This window comes from Methyloversatilis thermotolerans, assembly GCF_000372885.1.
Taxonomy (GTDB): domain Bacteria; phylum Pseudomonadota; class Gammaproteobacteria; order Burkholderiales; family Rhodocyclaceae; genus Methyloversatilis; species Methyloversatilis thermotolerans.
The window spans coordinates 434,642-452,779 of the sequence record NZ_KB889967.1 but is presented as its reverse complement, the minus strand read 5'-3'; the positions used below and the strand labels follow the sequence as shown (position 1 = coordinate 452,779).

The window sequence follows — 18,138 nt, the reverse complement described above, 5'->3', positions numbered from 1 at the left end:
CCGTGTGCGACGGCATGGAGGTAGGGCGGGCACATTCCCGCAACCGCGCGTCCAGGTTCATTCCAGGCCCTCGAAACTGATCTGTGCCAGCGCCACCTGCAGCGCATCGGCGTCGACACCCGCTGCCTGCGCGAGGCCTGCATGCTCAGCGGCGCCGGGCGCGCGCAGCGCATGCGCGCAGCGCGCCAGCGCGGCGCACACCGCCCCGGCCAGTGCGGCGATGCGCGGGGCCGCATGATGACATGCCGAATACGTCCACTGCATGCTCAGGCAACCGTTGTTCATCCAGGCATTCAGTTCCAGCAGGTGGCTGCGCCGGTTGTCCGGGTGTTGCGCGCTGCCTGGAGCCGCTTCGCGGGTGAAGCCATCCATCGCGCTGCCGGCATCGAGCCGGCCCAGGTAATTCACCACCAGATCCGCTGCCGGTGCATCGCGCAGGCTGCGCTCGATGCACGTGAGCACGCCCCAGGACAGCCCCCCATCCGGCAGCGCCGCGCGCTGTTGCGCCACCGCGCGTACCGCATCGCCCGTTGCGCCGGCGGCCGGTCGCGGCAGCAGCAGAGGATGCAGCGCGGTGAACCAGCCCACCGTCTGATCCATGTGCAGCCCGGGCAGAACGCTGGCATCGCGGCCGTGGCTCTCCAGCTCCAGCCATAGCGCCCCGGCCCCGGTGGCTTCGCACCAGGCTTCGCTCACTGCGGCGAGCAGGGCGTCGGGCAGCGCGCATTGCCAGTGTCGCGGCAAGCCCTGCAACAGGATGCCGCTGTCTTCCGGCGGCAAGGTGACGACATGCTGGCGCGCGTCGCGCCATACCGGCATGCCGCCGGCCCCGTCGAGCGGCAGGCTGCGCAGATCGGCCGCGCACGCGGCATCGATCAGGTCCTGCCAGAAACGGCGCGATGGCTGCGCCGGCGACCAGGCGTGCAGCGCATGCGCCCACTGCTGGAATGACTGGGGCTTGGGACCGAGAGCCAGCGTACGACCCCGCTGCACCTGCAGCCAGCCCTGCTGCAGATCGCCCAGCAGGACCCGCCATGACACGCCATCGATCACCAGATGATGGGCCACGATGAAAAGCTTCAGCCCGCGTTCGCGGCCGGCATCGATCAATGCCGCCTGCAGCAGGGGCCCGTCCGCGATATCGAGCGAGGCATGCAGGCAGTCGGCCAGCGTGTCGATCCAGATCGCCAGCTCGCCATCGTCGACATCGGTGAGATCATGCACCGCGAGGTCGGGCGGCAGCGCATGCGCTTCGTAGGTCTGCAGCCAGCCGCCGTCCGCACGCCGGCGGAAGCGCAGGCGGAAGGCATCGTGGCGATCGATTACGCGCGCGAACAGCGCCGCCAGGTGCGCGCGGTCCACATCGGCCGGCAGCGACAGCATGACCGCCTGGTTGAAATGCGAAGGGGCGGCCGGCTGGCTGTCGAAAAACCACTGCTGCACCGGCGTCAGTGGTGCCTCGCCCTCCGGGCGGGCGGGCGCAGGCAGGCGTGGCGGCATCGCGGCATCGCGCAGCAGCGTGGCGAGCGCGCTGACCGTCTGTGCTTCCAGCACCTGGGCGGGTGTCAACGCGATACCGGCACGTACCGCACGCCCGGCCAGTTGCATCGCGACGATGGAATCGCCGCCCGCATCGAAGAAGTTGGTTCCGCATCCGAGCTCGCCCGGCAGTACGCTGCGCCATACTTCGAGCAGATCCGCCTCCAGCGCATCGCTTGCCGCCTCGTCGCCCGGCGCGGTCGCAACGCGCGCAGGCAGCGGCAGCGCAGCGCGGTCGATCTTGCCGTTCGCGGTGAGCGGCCAGGACCCGATCTGCACAAAGGCCGAAGGCACCATGTAATCCGGCAGACGAGCGGCCAGAAAACCGCGCAAGGCCGGCATGGCGAGCGGCCCGTCCGCGCGCACCCAGGCGATCAGACGGGCCGTGCCATCGTCCCGCCTCAGGTCAAGCAGCGCATCGCGCACATCCGGATGCGCGCACAAGGCGCGCTCGATCTCGGCCGGCTCGATGCGGAAGCCGCGCAGCTTGATCTGGCGGTCGGCGCGGCCGAGGAATTCAATGGCCCCGTCCTCGCGCAGCCGCGCACGGTCGCCGGTGCGATACAGCGTCAGCGCCGCATCGCTGGCCGGGCCGGACGGATCGAAGAAGGGGTTGGGCACGAACGCCTCTGCGGTGGCCGCCGGCTGACCGACATAGCCGCGCGCGACACCGCCGCCGCCGATGTACAGATCGCCCGCCACGCCGTGCGGCACCGGCTGCATGTCCGCATCGAGCAGATGCACTTCGGTGCCGGCGATCGCCCGCCCTATCGGTATCGCCGCCTGGTTGTCGCAATCTCCGGTCACCGTGTGGCAGCAGGCGAAGGTGGTGGTTTCGGTCGGCCCGTAGCCATTGATCACGCGCACCCCCGGCCACTGCCGGCGCAAGGCCTGCACCTGCGCCACCGGCAGCACGTCGCCGCCGGCCAGCACCTGGCGCACGCCGGCGAAGGCGTCGCCGTGATGGTCCGCCATCAGCGCGAACAGCCCGGCGGTGAGCCACAGCGTATCGACGCCTTCGCGCACGACGAGGTCGGCCAGTTCGCCCGGGGAAGGCCTGTCCTCGCTCGCGATCACCAGGCGTCCGCCATTGAGCAGCGCGCCCCACACTTCCAGCGTGGACGCGTCGAAAGCGAGCGGCGCGGCATGCAGCATGACGGTGTGCGGACCCAGTTCGACATAGTCGGCGTCCAGTACCAGCCTGAGCACGCCGCGATGGGTGGCCGCCACACCCTTGGGCTGGCCGGTGGAGCCCGAGGTGTGCATGACATAGATCAGGTCGTCCGGCCCGACCGGCGTCGGCTGGAAATGGGCGTCCGCTGCCGGGTCACCTGCCGCGATGGCCTGCGCACCCGGCAGCGGGCACTGCTGCGGATCGCGCGCGAGCACCGTCGCCAGACCGACCGAAGCGGCGATGTACTCCAGGCGCGCCGCGGGCGCCTGAAGGTCCAGTGGCACGAAGCAGGCGCCGCAGCGGACAATGGCCAGCATGGCGACGATGGCATCGATGGAGCGGCCGCTGTACACGCCGACCGCGTCGCCGCGGCCTACGCCACTCACCTGCAGCCGATGCGCAAGGCCGAGCGACAGACGATCCAGTGTCGCGTAGTCGATCCGGCGCCCGCCCTCGACCAGCGCGATGGCCTGCGGCGTGCGCGCCGCCTGGCGTGCGAATGCGCTGCCGACATCGCCCAGCGGCGCGCGCGCCGCGCCCCGGCAGGCCGCCGCCATGAGCGCACGCTCGTGCTCGCCCAGCATGGGCAGCGCCACCAGCGTCGCCTGCGGCTGTGCGCTCATGAGGCGCAGCAAGGCGCGGTAATGCGTGGACAGCGCAGCAATGCGTCCGGCATCGAACAGATCGGCGCGATATTCGAAGCGGCACAGCAGGCCGCCATCACGCTGCGGCCGCACCGCCAGCGACAGTTCGACCTTGGCATCGAGCGGCGGCATGTCGATGGCCGACCAGTGCAGGCCGGCCAGATCCAGCGTGTCCAGTTCTCCACCCTGCAGCGAAAACAGCGTCTGCAGCGCCGCACCCTGGGCGTCGCGCGGCAACAGTTCGAGCAGGCGATCCAGCGGCAGGGCCTCGTGTGCCCAGGTGTCGAGCAGCGTGTCGCGCAGCCGCGAGAGCAAGGTTTCCGCCGTGTCGTCGGCGCGCAGCGCGATGCGCAGCGGCACCGTATTCACGAACAGACCGATCAGGTCCTGGCTGGCGGGGTGCCGGCGATTGGCCACCGGCGTGGCGATCAGCAGATCGCGCGTGCCGGCGTGGCGCGCCAGCACGACGGCGAAAGCGGCCAGCATCGCACCGTACAGCGTCGCGCCGCACTGGCGTGCCAGCGCCTGCAACTGCCCGGCCACACCGGCGTCGACCTGCAGATCGAGCCGCGCCGCCGGCCCTTGCGCAGCGGCGGCCTCGCTGCCAGTGCGGCGCGGCAGCGCCAGCGGCGGCGGCGGATCGACCAGCGTCTGTCGCCACCATGCGCGCTCGGCCGACAGGTCGCGGCCATTCATCCAGGCCGCCATGTCGGCATACTGCAGCGCGGGCGGCGCGCGGCGGTCATCGCCGCCCGCGGCATAGAGCAGGCCCAGTTCGCGCACCAGCAGCGCAAGCGAGGCGTCGTCGGCAACGATGTGGTGCACGGCGATCGCCAGCACATGCTCGTCGTCGGCGCAGCGGATGAGCCGGACACGGCACAGCGGCGGCTGCGCCAGATCGAAGCGCTGGCGCGCCAGCGCGTCCAGCATCCGCTGCACCGCCTGTTCGCGTCCTGCCGGCGTCTCGGACGACAGGTCGGCGCATTCCAGTTCCGGCAGCGCAGCGCCGTCGAAGGCCTGCGGTTCATCATCGGCAGCGGTGGTGGCGAAACCGGTGCGCAGCACCTCGTGCCGTGCGGCGAGCGCGCGCAGGCCGCGCGCCAGCGCATCGCGCCGCAGCGGCCCGCGCAGTCGCAGCGCGAAGGCGATGGTGTAGGCACGGCTGTCCGGGTACAGCCGGTCGAGCAGCCACAGCCGGCGCTGCGCCGACGACAGCGGCAGCGGGCCTCCGCGCGGCAGCGGCGGAATGTCGGCGGGCGCCCCGCCGCCGGCAGTAACCAGCGCGGCGCAGAAATCCTCCAGCCGGGGATGGTCGAACAGGCTGCGCAGCGGCAGCTCCACGCCGAGCAAGGTCTGCAGCTTCGCGATCACCCGCGTGGCCGGCAGCGAATGGCCGCCGAGCGCGAAGAAATCGTCGTCCAGCCGCGGTTCGCGCGGCAGATCCAGCACCTGCGCCCATACCGCGGCCACCTGCTGCTGCAGGCCGTCCAGCGGTCGCACGGCCAGCGACGGCGCGGCGCTGGAAAACCGACCGGGCGCCGGCAAGGCGCGCCGGTCCACCTTGCCATTCGGGGTAAGCGGCATGGCGTCCAGCTGCACCCAGGCGCTGGGCACCATGTGCGGCGGCAACTGCGCCCGCGCATGGGCACGCAGGATGTCCGCGTCGCCCTGCCCGTCCGCCGGCACCCACCACGCGGTGAGCGTGTCGCCCGCCACCTGCACCGCGACGTCGCGCACCGCCGGGTGTTCCGCGATCACCGCCTCGATCTCGCCGGGTTCGATGCGGAAGCCGCGCAGCTTGATCTGGCGGTCGATGCGGCCGAGGAAATCGAACAGTCCGTCCTCGCGCCGGCGCACGCGGTCGCCGCTGCGGTAGTGGCGCTCGCCGGCCTCGCCAGTGACGAAGGCCATGGCGTCCAGATCCGGCCGGTTCAGGTAGCCGCGCGCCAGACCGGCGCCGGCAATGCACAGCTCGCCGGCAACGCCGGTGGGCAACGGTCGTCCCAGCGCGTCGCGCACCTGCAGATGGGTGTTGGCGAGCGGTCCGCCCACCGGCAGGCTGCCCTCGCGCGCGGCGGCGCGGACCCGCGCGTCGTCGATGCGCAGCGCGGCGGACCAGATGGTGGTTTCGGTCGGTCCGTACATATTCCACAGCGCGCCGCAGCGTTCGACCAGCCAGCGCGCCAGATCGACCGGCAGCGCCTCGCCGCCACACAGTGCGACCAGACCCGCGCGACCGCCCCACTGCGCCGCCTGCAGCAGGCGCCAGGTGGCCGGCGTGGCCTGCATCAGCGTGATGCCCGCATCCTCGATGAGGCGTATCAGCGCCTCACCGTCGCGCGCCTGCGCGCTCGACGCGATGGTCAGCCGGCCGCCATGGGCCTGCGGCGCCAGCAGTTCCAGTCCGGCGATATCGAAGGACAGCGTGGTGAGCGCGAGCACATGCGTGCCGTCGTCCATGCCCGGCTCGACGCCGACCGAGGCGATGAAGCTGGCCAGCGCGCCATGCGTGATCTGCACCCCCTTGGGCCGGCCGGTGCTGCCGCTGGTGTACAGCACATAGGCAATGTCGTCGCCGGCAGGCATTGCCGGCAGCGTCGCATCGGTCGCGGCCGGTCCGCCCTGCACCGCCAACGCCGGCAGTCCAGGGCGAAAGCCGGCCAGCGCATCGTCGGCGTCGGTCAGGCGCAGCGCGAGGCCGGCGTCCTGCGCGATCCAGTCCAGCCGCTCACGCGGATAGTCCGGGTCCAGCGGCACATAGGCGGCGCCCGCGCGCAGCACGGCCAGCATGGCCAGCGGCAGCCATTCGCTGCGGCGCAGGCTCAGGCCGACCCGCTGCCCCGGCCGCACGCCGGCCTGCACCAGGCTGCGCGCCAGCGCGTCGACGGCGGCGGACAGCGCGCGGTAATCCAGCGTGCGTCGTTCGGCACACACGGCGATCGCATCGGGGGTGCGGGCGGTACGCTCCGCCAGCGCATCGAGCAGCAGCGGCGCGCTGCGCTCCGTGCCCTGGCCGCTCGCCTGTTGCGCGGCGAGATCGTCGGGGTCCACCGGATGCAGATCGCCGACGCGCGCGGTGGCCGGATCGCACAGACCCCGCAACAGATGTTCGATCTGCCGCGGCAGCCGTCGCGCCGCGGCGGCGTCGATGCGCGCGGCGTCGATGCGCAGGCACAGCGTGAACGTGGATCGCCCCGCCTCGTCCTGCTCCGGCAGCACCATCAGCGCCAGCGGGTAATGCGTGCGCTCGTGACCGCCGGGCTCGCACAGCGCGAGGCCGGTATCGCCGCCAGCCAGCGCCATCGCCGCCGACAGCGGATAGTTCTCGAACACCAGCACACTGTCGAACAGCGCCTGCCGGCCCGGCAGCGCCACCATGGCCTGCAGCGCGGCGAGCGACACATGACCGTGCAGCTCGCGCGCGCGCTGCGCCTGCTGCACCGCCTGCAGCCAGTCCGCGGGCGCCGCGCCATCGTCGACGCGCAGGCGCGCCGGCACCGTGTTGATGCACAGGCCGACCAGCCGTTCGACATCCGGCAGTGCCGGCGGCCGGTTCGCCAGCACCGCGCCGAACACCACGTCGTCGCGGCCGGCGGTACGCGCCAGCCACAGCGCCCAGGCCGCCTGCATCAGCGTGTTCGGCGTGAGCCGCGCCTGTTTCGCGAACGCGTCCATGCGCTCGCCCAGCGCACCATCCAGCCGGTACTGGATTTCCAGCGGCTGCGACGGCGGCTCGTCGGCCCGCGGCACGCGCGCAATGGCGAGTTCGGTGGCGGCATCGACCCCGGCCAGTTCGTCGCGCCACCAGCGTTCGCTCGCCGCCGCGTCCTGCGCCTGCAGCCAGTCGATGAAGCGGCGGTAGGACGGCGCCGGCGGCAGGTTGGCCTCCATGCCCGCGCAGGCGGCGCGGTAGAGCTGCATCAGTTCGACGATGAGCAGCCCGTTGCACCAGCCATCCATCAGAATGTGGTGATAGGTCCACACGAAGCGGTGTGCGCCGTCCGGCAAGGCGAACAGCGCACAGCGCATCAGCGGCGGCACCTGCACGTCGAAGCCGCGCGCGCGATCCGCAGCCAGCCAGGCTTCGAATCCCGACTCGATATCGCGCGCCGGTCGAGTGCGCCAGTCCTCTTCCAGCCAGTCAGCTTCGGCGCGGTCGTACACCACCTGCAGCGGCGTATCGAGGTCCTGCCAGTGGAAGCCGGTGCGCAGCACATCGTGGCGCGCCACCAGCGCGCGCCAGGCCAGGCGGAAGGCCGCCCGGTCGAGCGCACCACGCAGCGTGCACCAGCGCTGTTCGACATACAGCCCCTCACCCGGCGCCAGCCGGGTGTGGAACAGCATGCCTTCCTGCGCTGGCGCCAGCGCGCAGGCGTCGAGCGGCATACTGTCCGGCAGCACGCTCATGCGCGTGCGCTCCCGTGGGGTGCCGGCGTGGACGCTGACCTGCGCGTCATGGGCGCCCCGCCTTCAGCTTCGCCAGCAGGGCTTGCGCGGCATCCGGCTTCGCGGCGCGCGCGGGCGCCGGCGCGGACTCTGCAGTGGCCGGGGCGCGGCCTTGCGCATCGGCGATCAGACCCAGCAGATTGCCCTGCACGCGACGCGCCAGCGATTCCACCAGCGGCACCGGCAGCCGCTGCGGCACATGGCGCCACAGCATCTGCAGACGGCCCTCTCGCACCAGCGCGATCAGTTCCAGCGCATGGCTGCGCAGCGCATCGGGATGTCTCTGCTCGGGCACCGTGTCCGGCGCCAGCGCGCGGATGAAGCCGCCCGCCGTTTCGATGCGACCGAGATAGTTGACGCTCATTTCGCTGCGCGGCAGACCGTCCAATGCGCCGGCGGCATCGAGCAGCCCGTGGCCGGGCCCCTGCAGCGGCGCTGCCGCCAGCGCACTGCGTACCGCCGCCAGTTGCACGCGCGGCGCCGCATGCGGCAGCTCGATGCGCACTGGAGATATCGTGGTGAACCAGCCCACGGTGCGCGACATGTCGGGCAGCGTGGGCGCAATGCGCTGCCGGCCGTGGCTTTCGATGTCGAACACCAGGGTATCGCGGTGCAGCCACTGTGCGATGGCCTGGGCCGCCGCGGTCAGCAGCAGCGCATCGACGCCGGCTTGCAGCCGGGTAGCGACCTCGCCCAGCAGCGCTTCGGTGGCCGTCTCGTCCAGTTCGCAGACGGTGGTCACCGCGTCGCGCTCGTATCCCGTTCCACCCTCGCCCGGCAGTGGCAATGCCGCCGCGCGGGCGCTGCGCCAGTAGGCGGCATCGGTTTCGAACTGCGGACGCAGCGCCTGCAGCGCGGCCGTCCATTGTCCGTAATGCGGCGCCACCGGCGCCGGCGGCATTTCGCCCCCTGCCGCCAGCGCGGCATGGCATTCGGCCAGGTCGGTCAGCAGGAGCCGCCAGGACAGGCCGTCGATCACCAGATGGTGGGCGGCGATGAACAGACGGGCACGCCCGTCGCCGCTGCGGCACAGCGCGGCGCGCATCGTCGGGCCGTGCTCGATGTCCAGCGCTCGCTGCAGCCCGGTCATCGTCGATTGCAGCGCCTCGTCGTCGGCGGTAGCGCACACCTCGAACGGAACGCCGCACTGCGCGTCGAGCGCAGCGAAAGTCTGCACCCAGCCATCGTCGCCGCGTCGATAGCGCAGGCGCAGTGACGGATGCCGATGAACGAGCGCAGCGAACACGCGCGCCAGCAACGCGTCATCCACTGCCGGATCGACATCGAGCAGCACACTCTGGTTGTAGTGCGAAGGCTGCGGCTGCGCGCCGGCATCCACCGCGGCCAGGAAGGCGCGCTGCAGCGGCGACAGCGGCACCTCGCCCACCGCCTCGGCCACCTCTTCGTGCACCGCCGGCTGCGCGCGCATCGCCTGCGCCGCCACCGTCTGGTGCTCGAACAGGTCGGCCGGCGCCAGCACCAGCCCGGCGCTGCGCGCGCGCGCGACGATCTGCATCGCCGACACCGAATCGCCGCCGGCTTCGAAGAAATTGTCCTGCACGCCGATGTCGTCGCGGCCGAGCACCGCGCGCCAGATTTCCAGCAAGCGGCGTTCCGCGTCACTGGATGCCGCCGCGCCACCGACCGCGGCCACTTCGGGCAGCGGCAGCGCGCCGCGGTCCACCTTGCCGTTCGGCGTGAGCGGGAAGGCGTCCACGGCGACGATGTGACTGGGCAGCATGTAGGACGGCAGCCATTGCGCGATGCGGGTGCGCAGCGACGCGACATCGGTGCCGGCGGCATGCAGCCGCACATGCGCGATGAGCGCCGGACCACCGGCCAGATCGCGTACGCCCGCCACCGCCTCGGCCACTTCCGGCAGCCGGCACAGCGCCGATTCGATCTCGCCCGGTTCGATGCGGAAGCCGCGCAACTGCAGTTGCTGATCGGCGCGCCCCAGATAGGTCACCATGCCGTCGGCACGCTGTACCGCGAGATCGCCGGTGCGATACATGACCGCGCCCGGCTGCGATGCAAACGGATCCGGCAGGAAGCGCTCGGCGCTCAGCGCGGCGCGGTTCAGATAGCCGCGCGCCATGCCGGTGCCGCCGATGAATATTTCGCCGGCCATGCCCTGCGGCACCGGATTCATGTAGGCATCGAGCAGATGGAGGGTGGCACCGGATATCGGGTAGCCGATGGGCACCGGGCCGTGATCGGCCTCGCTCGCGCGGTAATAGCAGCAACCGACCACGGTTTCGGTCGGCCCGTATTCGTTGATGAGCTGTATCTGCGGAAAGCGGCTGCGCCAGAACGCGATATGCGCTTCGGTCAGCGCCTCGCCACCGATGACGAAGGCGCCGGGCAGTCGCGCGTCCGGCGCGAGGCCGGCGGAATCCACCAGCGGCTGCAAGGCGGACAGATGCGCTGGCGTGAGCTTGACCAGGCTGTAGCCGGCGGACAGGGCATCGACCAGCGTGGCCAGCGGATCGCTCTCCGGCAGCAGCATGACGCAGCCGCCGACCAGCAGCGGTGCATACAGGCCGGTGATGGTGGCATCGAAACCGATGGACGAATTGACCGGCGCGCCGCGCCCTTCGCCCACCGGGTAGGCGGCCAGGCACCAGTCAAGGTAGTGCATCAGCCCGGCATGGCTGAGCAAGGTGCCCTTGGGCCGGCCGGTGCTGCCGCTGGTATAGATGCAGTAGGCGAGCTGCTGCGGGTGCAGCGCGCGCGCCGGCAGCGCATCGGATTCCGCATCCAGCGCGGCCAGGTGATCGGCGTCGTCCAGGCACAGCACCGGGCACGGTGGCGCACCGCCGTACAGCCGCGCGACATGTTCGCGCGTGGTGACCAGCACCGCGATGCCGGCGTCCTCGCACATATAGCGCAGGCGCTCGTCCGGCAGCACCGGATCGAGCGGCACATAGGCCGCACCGGCGCGCAGGGTGCCGAGCAGCGCCACCATCAGTTCCGGGCGGCGCGGCAGGCACAGGCCGACGCGCGCCTCGGGCCGCACGCCGAGCGCGATCAGGCGATGCGCGAACTGCGCCGAGCGGCGCTGCAGCGCGCGATAGCTCAGCGCCTCGCACGCGGGCGCATCGGCGGCGACCGCATCCGGCGTACGCGCCACCTGTTCGTCGAAACGCTGCACCACGCTGCGCCACGGTGTGGCGAGCGGAATCGGCCGCGGGGGCCGCGGGCACTGCCGGGTGCGCGCGAGCCAGGCTGCTTCGTCGTCCGACAGCAGGTCCACGCCACCGAGGTGCAGCGGGCTGCGGGCGGCCAGCGCCGGCAGCGCGGCCTCCAGCAGGCGGCGGAAATGACCCAGCATGGCTTCGATGCGTGCGTGTTCGAACAGCGCGCTGCGATATTCGATGGCCAGCAGCAGCCCGGATTCGCGCTCCAGCACATGCCAGCTCAGGTCGAACTTGGTGTGCGCCAGTTCGACCCAGCCCTGCTCCACCCGCAGACCACCGAAGCCACCCTCGCCCTGGGCGCTGTCGCCGGCACTGATCAGTTCGGCGTTCTGCGCGCGATAACCCTCGCCCTGGTACTGGAACATGGTTTCGAACAGCGGCGTGCGGCTGGCGTCGCGCGCCACGCCGCACTGTTCCACCACGCGCGCGAATGGCACATCGGCATGATCGAAGGCCTCGGCCACCGACTGTCGCACCGCATCCAGCCAGTCGCCCAGCCAGGACGCCCGCCGAGGCCGGGCGCGGATGACCAGGGTGTTCACGAAGAAGCCGATCAGACCGGATGGATCGGGGCCGCCGGGCAGCGGCCGGCGGCCGGCCACCGGAATGCCGACCGCGATATCGTCGCGCCCGCTGTAGCGGTGCAGCAGCGCCATGTACAGCGCGAGCAGCAGCATGAAGGGGGTGGCACCGGCCTGGCGCGCCGCCCGCTGCAGCGCATCGCGCAGCCCGGCTGGCACGGTGCAGCTCACGGTGCGGCTGGCGTAGCCGGAAGCCGGGCTGCGTGCGGAATCGGTGGGCAGATCCAGCGGCGCGACACCCGCCAGTTGACCGCGCCAGTAGTCGACCTGGCGCGCGCACTCCGCGCTGTCCAGCCAGCGCTGCTGCGCCTGCAGATGGCCGGCCAGATCGCCCGCCGGCGCCGGCAGACCGGGTGCGCGACCGGCGCGCAGTGCGCCATAGCATTCCCCCAGTTCGCGCAGCAGCACGCCGCGCGACCAGCCGTCGGCGATCAGGTGGTGCAGCACCAGCAACAGCACGTGGCGGGTCGCCGACAGACGGATCAGGTGCGCGCGCGCCAGCGGCGCCTGCGCCAGATCGAACGGTGCGGCGGCGAGCGTGCGCAGCCGCGCATCCAGCGCCTGCCCGTCGCAGGATTCCTGCAGCAGAGGCCAGTGCACACTGTCGCGCACGCGCTGACGCGGCGCGCCGTCGCGCTCGAAGAACTCGCAGCGCAGGGCTTGATGGCGGTCTGCGATCACCTGCAAGGCCGCTGCCAGCGCGTCGCGGTCGAGTTCGCCGTGCAGGGTCCACGCCGGTGCGATGTGATAGGCCGAACCCTCCGGCTGCAACTGATGCACCACCCACAGATGACCTTGCGCCGGCGACAGCGGCAGCTCGTCCAGAGCAAGGGCTGCCGGCGCTTCGTCCAGCGCAATGCCGCGCGCAGCGAGCTGTTCGCGCAGCAGCGCCTGCTGCGCCGGCGACAGTGCCGCCATGCGCGCACGCAGCGAGGCGAGGTCCGGACGCGATCCGCTGCTCATGGATTCAGACGCCCTCGGCCATGGATTTCAGGCGCGCCAGATGCGGCAGCGCACCCATCACCGCGTCGTAGTCCTGCAGGAAATCGATCAGGCAGCACATTTCGGTCACGCCGGCACGCGACACGGCTTCGACGAAGGGCAGGCAGGTTTCCGGCGTACCGATCAGCGAACGGCCCTGCATGAAACCTTCGACGCCGAACTGCAGCAGGCTGTCGATGTCGTCCTCGGAAAAATCCTTCAGGCTCACGTTCAGGCCCATGCCCTTGGCGAGGTTTTCCAGCAGGCCGTAATGCGTCTTCAGATAGGCGCAGAAGGGCTGGCGCACGTCATCCATCACCTTGGCCTGATCGGCGCCGACGAAGGTGTGCACCATCATCGACACCGAGCGGGTGGCCGGATCGTGTCCGTTCTGCACCAGCGTTTCGCGGTAGCGCGCGATCTTGGCGGCGACCTGGTCCAGCGTTTCGCCGAGCAGCGAGGTGAGCACATGGGCACCGCGGCGGCCGGCCTCGATGAAGGTTTCGATCGAGGTGCACGCCACCCACACCGGCAGTTCGGGCTGCAGCGGACGCGGCAGCGTGCGCGCCTCGACCAGGCGGCCGGCGGCGTCCTCGAATTCCAGCGTGTCGCCGCGCCACAGCTTCTGCAGCGCATCGTAGCTGCGCCACATGACGCCGCGGCGCGCGCCGTGCGGTTCGCGCGACAGGATGAATTCGTCCATGGTCCAGCCGGACGCCACACCCATGCCGACCCGCCCGCCCGACAGATTGTCCACCACGGCCCAGTCCTCGGCCACGCGCACCACATGATGCAGCGGCAGCACCACGCTGCCGGCGCGCAACTGCACGTTCTTCGTCACCATGGCGAGCGCCGCGCTGGTGAGCGCCGGGTTCGGGTAGAGGCCACCGAAGGCGTGGAAGTGGCGCTCCGGCGACCACACCGCGACGAAGCCGTTGTCGTCGGCAAAGCGTGCGCTGTCGATCAGCAGCCGGTAGTGGCCGGGGGCGACCGTCGAGCCGTCGCCGTCGAAATAGAACAGGCTGAATTGCATGGTCATTCCTTGTGTGAGTGGGTGCCACCTGCGGCGTGCAGCGCATCGATGTCACCGAGCAGCGCATCGACCTCGGCATCGCCGGTGCCGGTGCCGGTCGCCGTCGCCGCCGCGGCCGCGGCCGCGGCCGCGCGGCTGCGGTCTATCACCGCCGCGATGCCGGCCACCGTGCGCGCTTCGAACAGCAGCGCACGCATCGGCAGTTCGACGCCGAATTCCTTGCGCAGCCGGGTCACCGCCTGGATGGCGAGCAGCGAATGCCCGCCCAGTTCGAAGAAGTCGTCGTCGGCGCCGACGCGCGCGATGCCCAGCAGTTCGCCCATGGCGGTCGCCACCATGCGCTCGGTGTCGGTGCGTGGTTCGACATAGGGCGTGGCGATGTCCGGCCTGGAATGGCTGCCACCTGCATGGCGGGTCGGCACATCCGGCGCGACTTCGAACGCCTGCCGCAAGCGCGCATCCAGAGACTTCGGCGTGAGCACGACCTGAGCGCTGCGGCGGCGCGCGCGCGCATGGCCCAGCACCCGCTCGACCGCCTGCCACGTCTCGTCGATGCCGATCGCATCGGCCAGCAATGCCGATGGCGAGGTCCCCTGTTCGCGTGCCAGCACGTCGCGCTCGACCGCATCCCAGTTCAGCGCGACCCACGGTGCACCAGCGCGATGCTGGAGCGCGAAGGCGTCGGCAAGGCTGCTGGCAGCGGCATAGGCGGCAAAGCCCGCGCCGCCCACGACGGAGGACAGAGAGGACTGCAGCAGCACGAAATCGATGTCGCTCAGGCGCGGGCTGGCGGCCAGCGCGCGCAACGCGTCGATGCGTGCATCCAGCGTGCGGCGGCGCTCCGCCTCGTCGGTATCGGCCAGGCTGCAGCCGGCCTGGTCGCCCATGGCCTCGACATGGAATGCGCCGCACAGCGCGCCGAAGCGCGCCTGCGCCCCAGCAAGCACGTCGTCCAGCCACGCGGCGTGGGTGATGTCGCCGCTGAACAGCGCGAACTGGGCGCCTTCCTGCTTCAGACCCTGCAAGGTACGGATCAGCACGCTGGCCGGATGGCGCGGGCCATGCGTGGCCAGCCAGTGCTCCCAGGTCTCCTGCATGGGCAGGCCGGGCTGGCCGACCAGCACGATGCGCGCCCTTGCCGAGCGGTGCAGGCCACGCGCGATCACCATGGCCAGCCCCTCGAGCAGATCACCGATCACCAGATAGCAGCCTTCATGCCGCAGCGCCGGCGCGGCCTCATCCAGCGGCAGCGGCTGCCAGTCGCGCAGCCAGCGGGTGCCGCCGCGCAGCATCACGATGCGCGCGTCAAGCGCCCAGGGCTGGCGCAATGCGTCAGCCAGGTCGGCGAGCGCGGCATCATCCGTGTCGTCGATATCGATCTGCCGCGTACGCAGACCGGGTACTTCCTGTGCCGCTACCTGCAGCAGGCCGGTGAGCACCGCGTGTTCCGGCCGCGCCGCGGCTTCACCGCCGAGCGACCATGCGCCGCGCGTCACCACGCTCAGCAGATGCGGCGCGCCATCGCGCGGCAGCGCGCGCAGCAACGCCAGCAGGGCGTCGAATGCCGCAGGCGCAGCGAGATCGGGGCAGATCCACACTGTATGGGCGGCATCGCCGGTATGCGTGTCGATGCCGGGCTGCGAGCTCAACGCGGCGCACAGCGCCGCTTCACCGTCGACGCGCAGCGCGAGCGGCGACCTTGCGACAACAGCGGGGGCGTCGGCGCGCCAGCCCGGCACATGGAACCAGTCCTTCATATCCGGCAGCGCCGCCGGGACGCTGCCGGAGGCGTCGTCCGCGGATCCGGCGCGCTCGGTTGCGCCCTGGCGCAGCGCCACCCAGTAGCGCTGACGCTCGAACGGATAGCCGGGCAGCGGACAGCGCTGCTGCGGACGTCCCTGGGCATAGGCGGTCCAGTCGATGTCGACGCCGGCCACCCAGGCACGCGCCAGTGCGCACGCCATGTCGAGCGCGGCATCACCGGCGGGCAGCGAGGCGATCGCGTCGCGTGCGCCCTGCTGCTGCGCCAGCCGTGCCAGCACATCGCCCGGGCCCACCTCGATCAGCAGCAGATCGCGCCGCGCGGCAAGGGTTGCCAGCGCGTCGCCGAAGCGCACAGTCTGTCTGAGCTGGCGTACCCAGTAGTCGGACGACGTCGCCTCGGCCGCAGTCAGCGCGCGACCGGTCAGCGTGGACACGATGTCCAGCAGTGGCGCGGACCGCGTCACCGCGTCCACCGCCGCGCGGAAATCATCCAGCGCCGGTTCCATCATCGCGGTATGGAAGGCGTGCGATGTGGCCAGCGGCTGGGTGGGTACGCCGCATGCCGCGCATGCATCGGCGAAAGCCTCGACCGCTTGCAGCGTCCCCCCCACCACGCACTGGCGCGGGCCATTCACCAGCGCGATGTCCAGATCCGGCGGCAAGGCGGCGCGCAGCGTCGCCTCGTCCTGCATCACCGCCAGCATGCTGCCCGGCGCGCAGCGCTGCATCAGTTCGCCGCGCCGCTTCACCAGCGCCAGCGCATCCGCGAGCCGGAACACGCCGGCCAGGCAGGCCGCCACATATTCGCCCACACTGTGGCCGGCCATCACCTGCGGCTGGATGCCCCAGGACATCCACAACCGCGCCAGCGCGTATTCGACCGCGAACAGCGCCGGCTGTGCGTGAGCGGTCTGACGCAGACGCTGCTCCGCATGCTCGCCGTCCGCGTCGGGCCAGAGCAGCGCACGCAGGTCGAATTCGGCTTCCAGCACGGCGGCGCAGGCATCGATGGCGTCGCGGAACACCGGTTCTTCGCGATACAGCGCCGCCGCCATGCCGACGCGCTGGCTGCCCTGGCCGGAGAACAGAAAGCCCGCCGGGCGCCCGCCGGCGGCCGCTTCGCCGCTGAAACGGCGCAGGCCGTCACCGGCATTCATCGCCTCGACCGCCTCATGCGCATCGGCGCACACCGCCGCGCGACGCAGCGGCATGGCGCGCCGGCCGCGCTGCAGCGTACCGGCCGCCGCGACCGGATCGGTCCCTGTGTGCAGGCGATGTGCCAGGCGCTGGCCCAGGGTGTCGAGCGCCGACGCCGTGCGCGCCGACCAGGGCAGTATCTGCCACCTGCGCGCCGGCAGCGGGGACAGCACCGGCGCGTCCGGCGCCTGCTGCAGGATGGCGTGGGCATTGGTGCCGCCCATGCCGAAGGAGCTGACCGCGGCGCGGCGCGGCGTGCCGGCCCGTTCACCGGTGCGCGCCGGCCAGTCGCGCCGCGCGCGGTTCACGCGCAGCGGACCGGATGCGAAATCGATGGCCGGGTTCGGCGTGTCGTGATCCAGGCTGGCCGGCAGCACGCCATGCTGCAATGCCAGCACGGTCTTGATCAGACCGGCGATGCCGGCGGCGGCATCAAGATGGCCGACATTGGATTTCACCGACCCGAGCGCGATTTCGCCGGCGCGCTGCGCGAAAGCCGGTTTGAGCACGCGGTTGAGCGCCGCCACTTCGATCGGATCGCCCAGATCGGTGCCGGTGCCGTGCGCCTCGATGTAATCCAGCGTGGCCGGATCGATGCCGGCGGCGTCGAGCGCGGCGCGGATGACCGCCGCCTGTCCGCTCACGCTGGGTGCGATCAGGCCCACTTTGTCGGCGCCGTCGTTGTTGATGGCCGAACCGAGGATGACCGCGCGTATGCAGTCGCCATCGGCGATCGCGTCGGACAGCCGCTTCAGCACCACCAGGCCGACGCCATTGCCGAACACCGTGCCCTGTCCGTGCGCGTCGAAGGCGCGGCAGCGGCCATCCGGCGACGCGATGCCGCCGGGCTGATACAGATAGCCCTGGGGTTGTGCGCTCGCCACGGTGACCCCGCCCGCCAGCGCGATATCGCATTCGCGCGCCAGCAGGCTGCGGCAGGCCGTGTGCACCGCCACCAGCGAGGACGAACATCCGGTCTGCACACCGATGCTCGGGCCATTCAGGTTCAGGTGATAGGAGGCGCGCGTCACCATGAGGCCCAGCACATTGCTCACCACCGCCTGCACCGCATCGACGCTGTCGCGCAACTGCGGGTCGGAATGCAGATTGATCACATAGCTGTTCAGTGCCGCGCCGGCATACACGCCGATGGCACGGCGCTCGCGGCTGCTGTCTATGCCGGCGTCCTCCAGCGCGTGCCAGGCGCATTCCAGGAACACGCGCTGCTGCGGATCCATCAGTTCGGCTTCGCGCGGCGAATAGCCGAAGAAGCCGGCATCGAAGGCATCCGGGCGGTCGAAACCGGCCCAGGCGCGCACATAGTCCTCGCGCGTCCACAAGGACTCCGGCACGCCGGCGGCACGCAGTTCGTCCTCGCTCACTTCGCGCACACCGCGCCGCCCCTCGGCCAGCAGGGACCAGAACGCGTCGATGTCGTCCGCGCCCGGAAAGCGTCCGGCCAGACCGATCACCGCAATGCGCTCGTTGCGCGCGCGCTCGATGTCCTCAAGCTTCTGCCGCGCATCGCGTAGCGCCGCCAGTATCCGTTCATTGCTGGGCATGTCGTTCATGGCTGGAC

At 71.2% G+C, this 18,138-nt stretch carries 4 protein-coding genes; all 4 read right to left on the bottom strand.

Going from position 1 to position 18,138, the window contains the following annotated elements; all coding sequences use genetic code 11:
* Positions 1 to 57 precede the first annotated feature (57 nt).
* The 4 genes from A3Q7_RS0101640 to A3Q7_RS19220 are packed head-to-tail and all read right to left on the bottom strand — an operon-like array spanning position 58 to position 18,130.
* Positions 58 to 7,764: a non-ribosomal peptide synthetase gene (locus tag A3Q7_RS0101640; protein ID WP_018410110.1), complete on the bottom strand. Its 7,707-nt coding sequence runs from the start codon at positions 7,762 to 7,764 to the stop codon at positions 58 to 60.
* A 46-nt stretch (positions 7,765 to 7,810) separates the two neighbouring features.
* The gene (locus tag A3Q7_RS0101635; RefSeq protein ID WP_018410109.1) at positions 7,811 to 12,547 is read right to left on the bottom strand and encodes a non-ribosomal peptide synthetase; all 4,737 of its coding nucleotides are present in this window, start codon (positions 12,545 to 12,547) and stop codon (positions 7,811 to 7,813) included.
* A 4-nt stretch (positions 12,548 to 12,551) separates the two neighbouring features.
* Positions 12,552 to 13,598 carry an LLM class flavin-dependent oxidoreductase gene (locus tag A3Q7_RS0101630; RefSeq protein WP_026224370.1) on the bottom strand — a complete coding sequence of 349 codons (1,047 nt, stop codon included), beginning with the start codon at positions 13,596 to 13,598 and terminating at the stop codon, positions 12,552 to 12,554.
* A 2-nt stretch (positions 13,599 to 13,600) separates the two neighbouring features.
* On the bottom strand, positions 13,601 to 18,130 hold the full coding sequence (locus A3Q7_RS19220) for a type I polyketide synthase (protein WP_018410107.1): 4,530 nt from the start codon (positions 18,128 to 18,130) through the stop codon (positions 13,601 to 13,603).
* Between the last annotated feature and the right edge of the window lie 8 nt (positions 18,131 to 18,138).

Coding starts and splice junctions, on each gene's coding strand:
- A3Q7_RS0101630 (WP_026224370.1), bottom strand. CDS start 13,598: ATGCAATTCAGCCTGTTCTATTTCGACGGCGACGGCTCGACGGTCGCC.
- A3Q7_RS19220 (WP_018410107.1), bottom strand. CDS start 18,130: ATGAACGACATGCCCAGCAATGAACGGATACTGGCGGCGCTACGCGAT.
- A3Q7_RS0101640 (WP_018410110.1), bottom strand. CDS start 7,764: ATGAGCGTGCTGCCGGACAGTATGCCGCTCGACGCCTGCGCGCTGGCG.
- A3Q7_RS0101635 (WP_018410109.1), bottom strand. CDS start 12,547: ATGAGCAGCGGATCGCGTCCGGACCTCGCCTCGCTGCGTGCGCGCATG.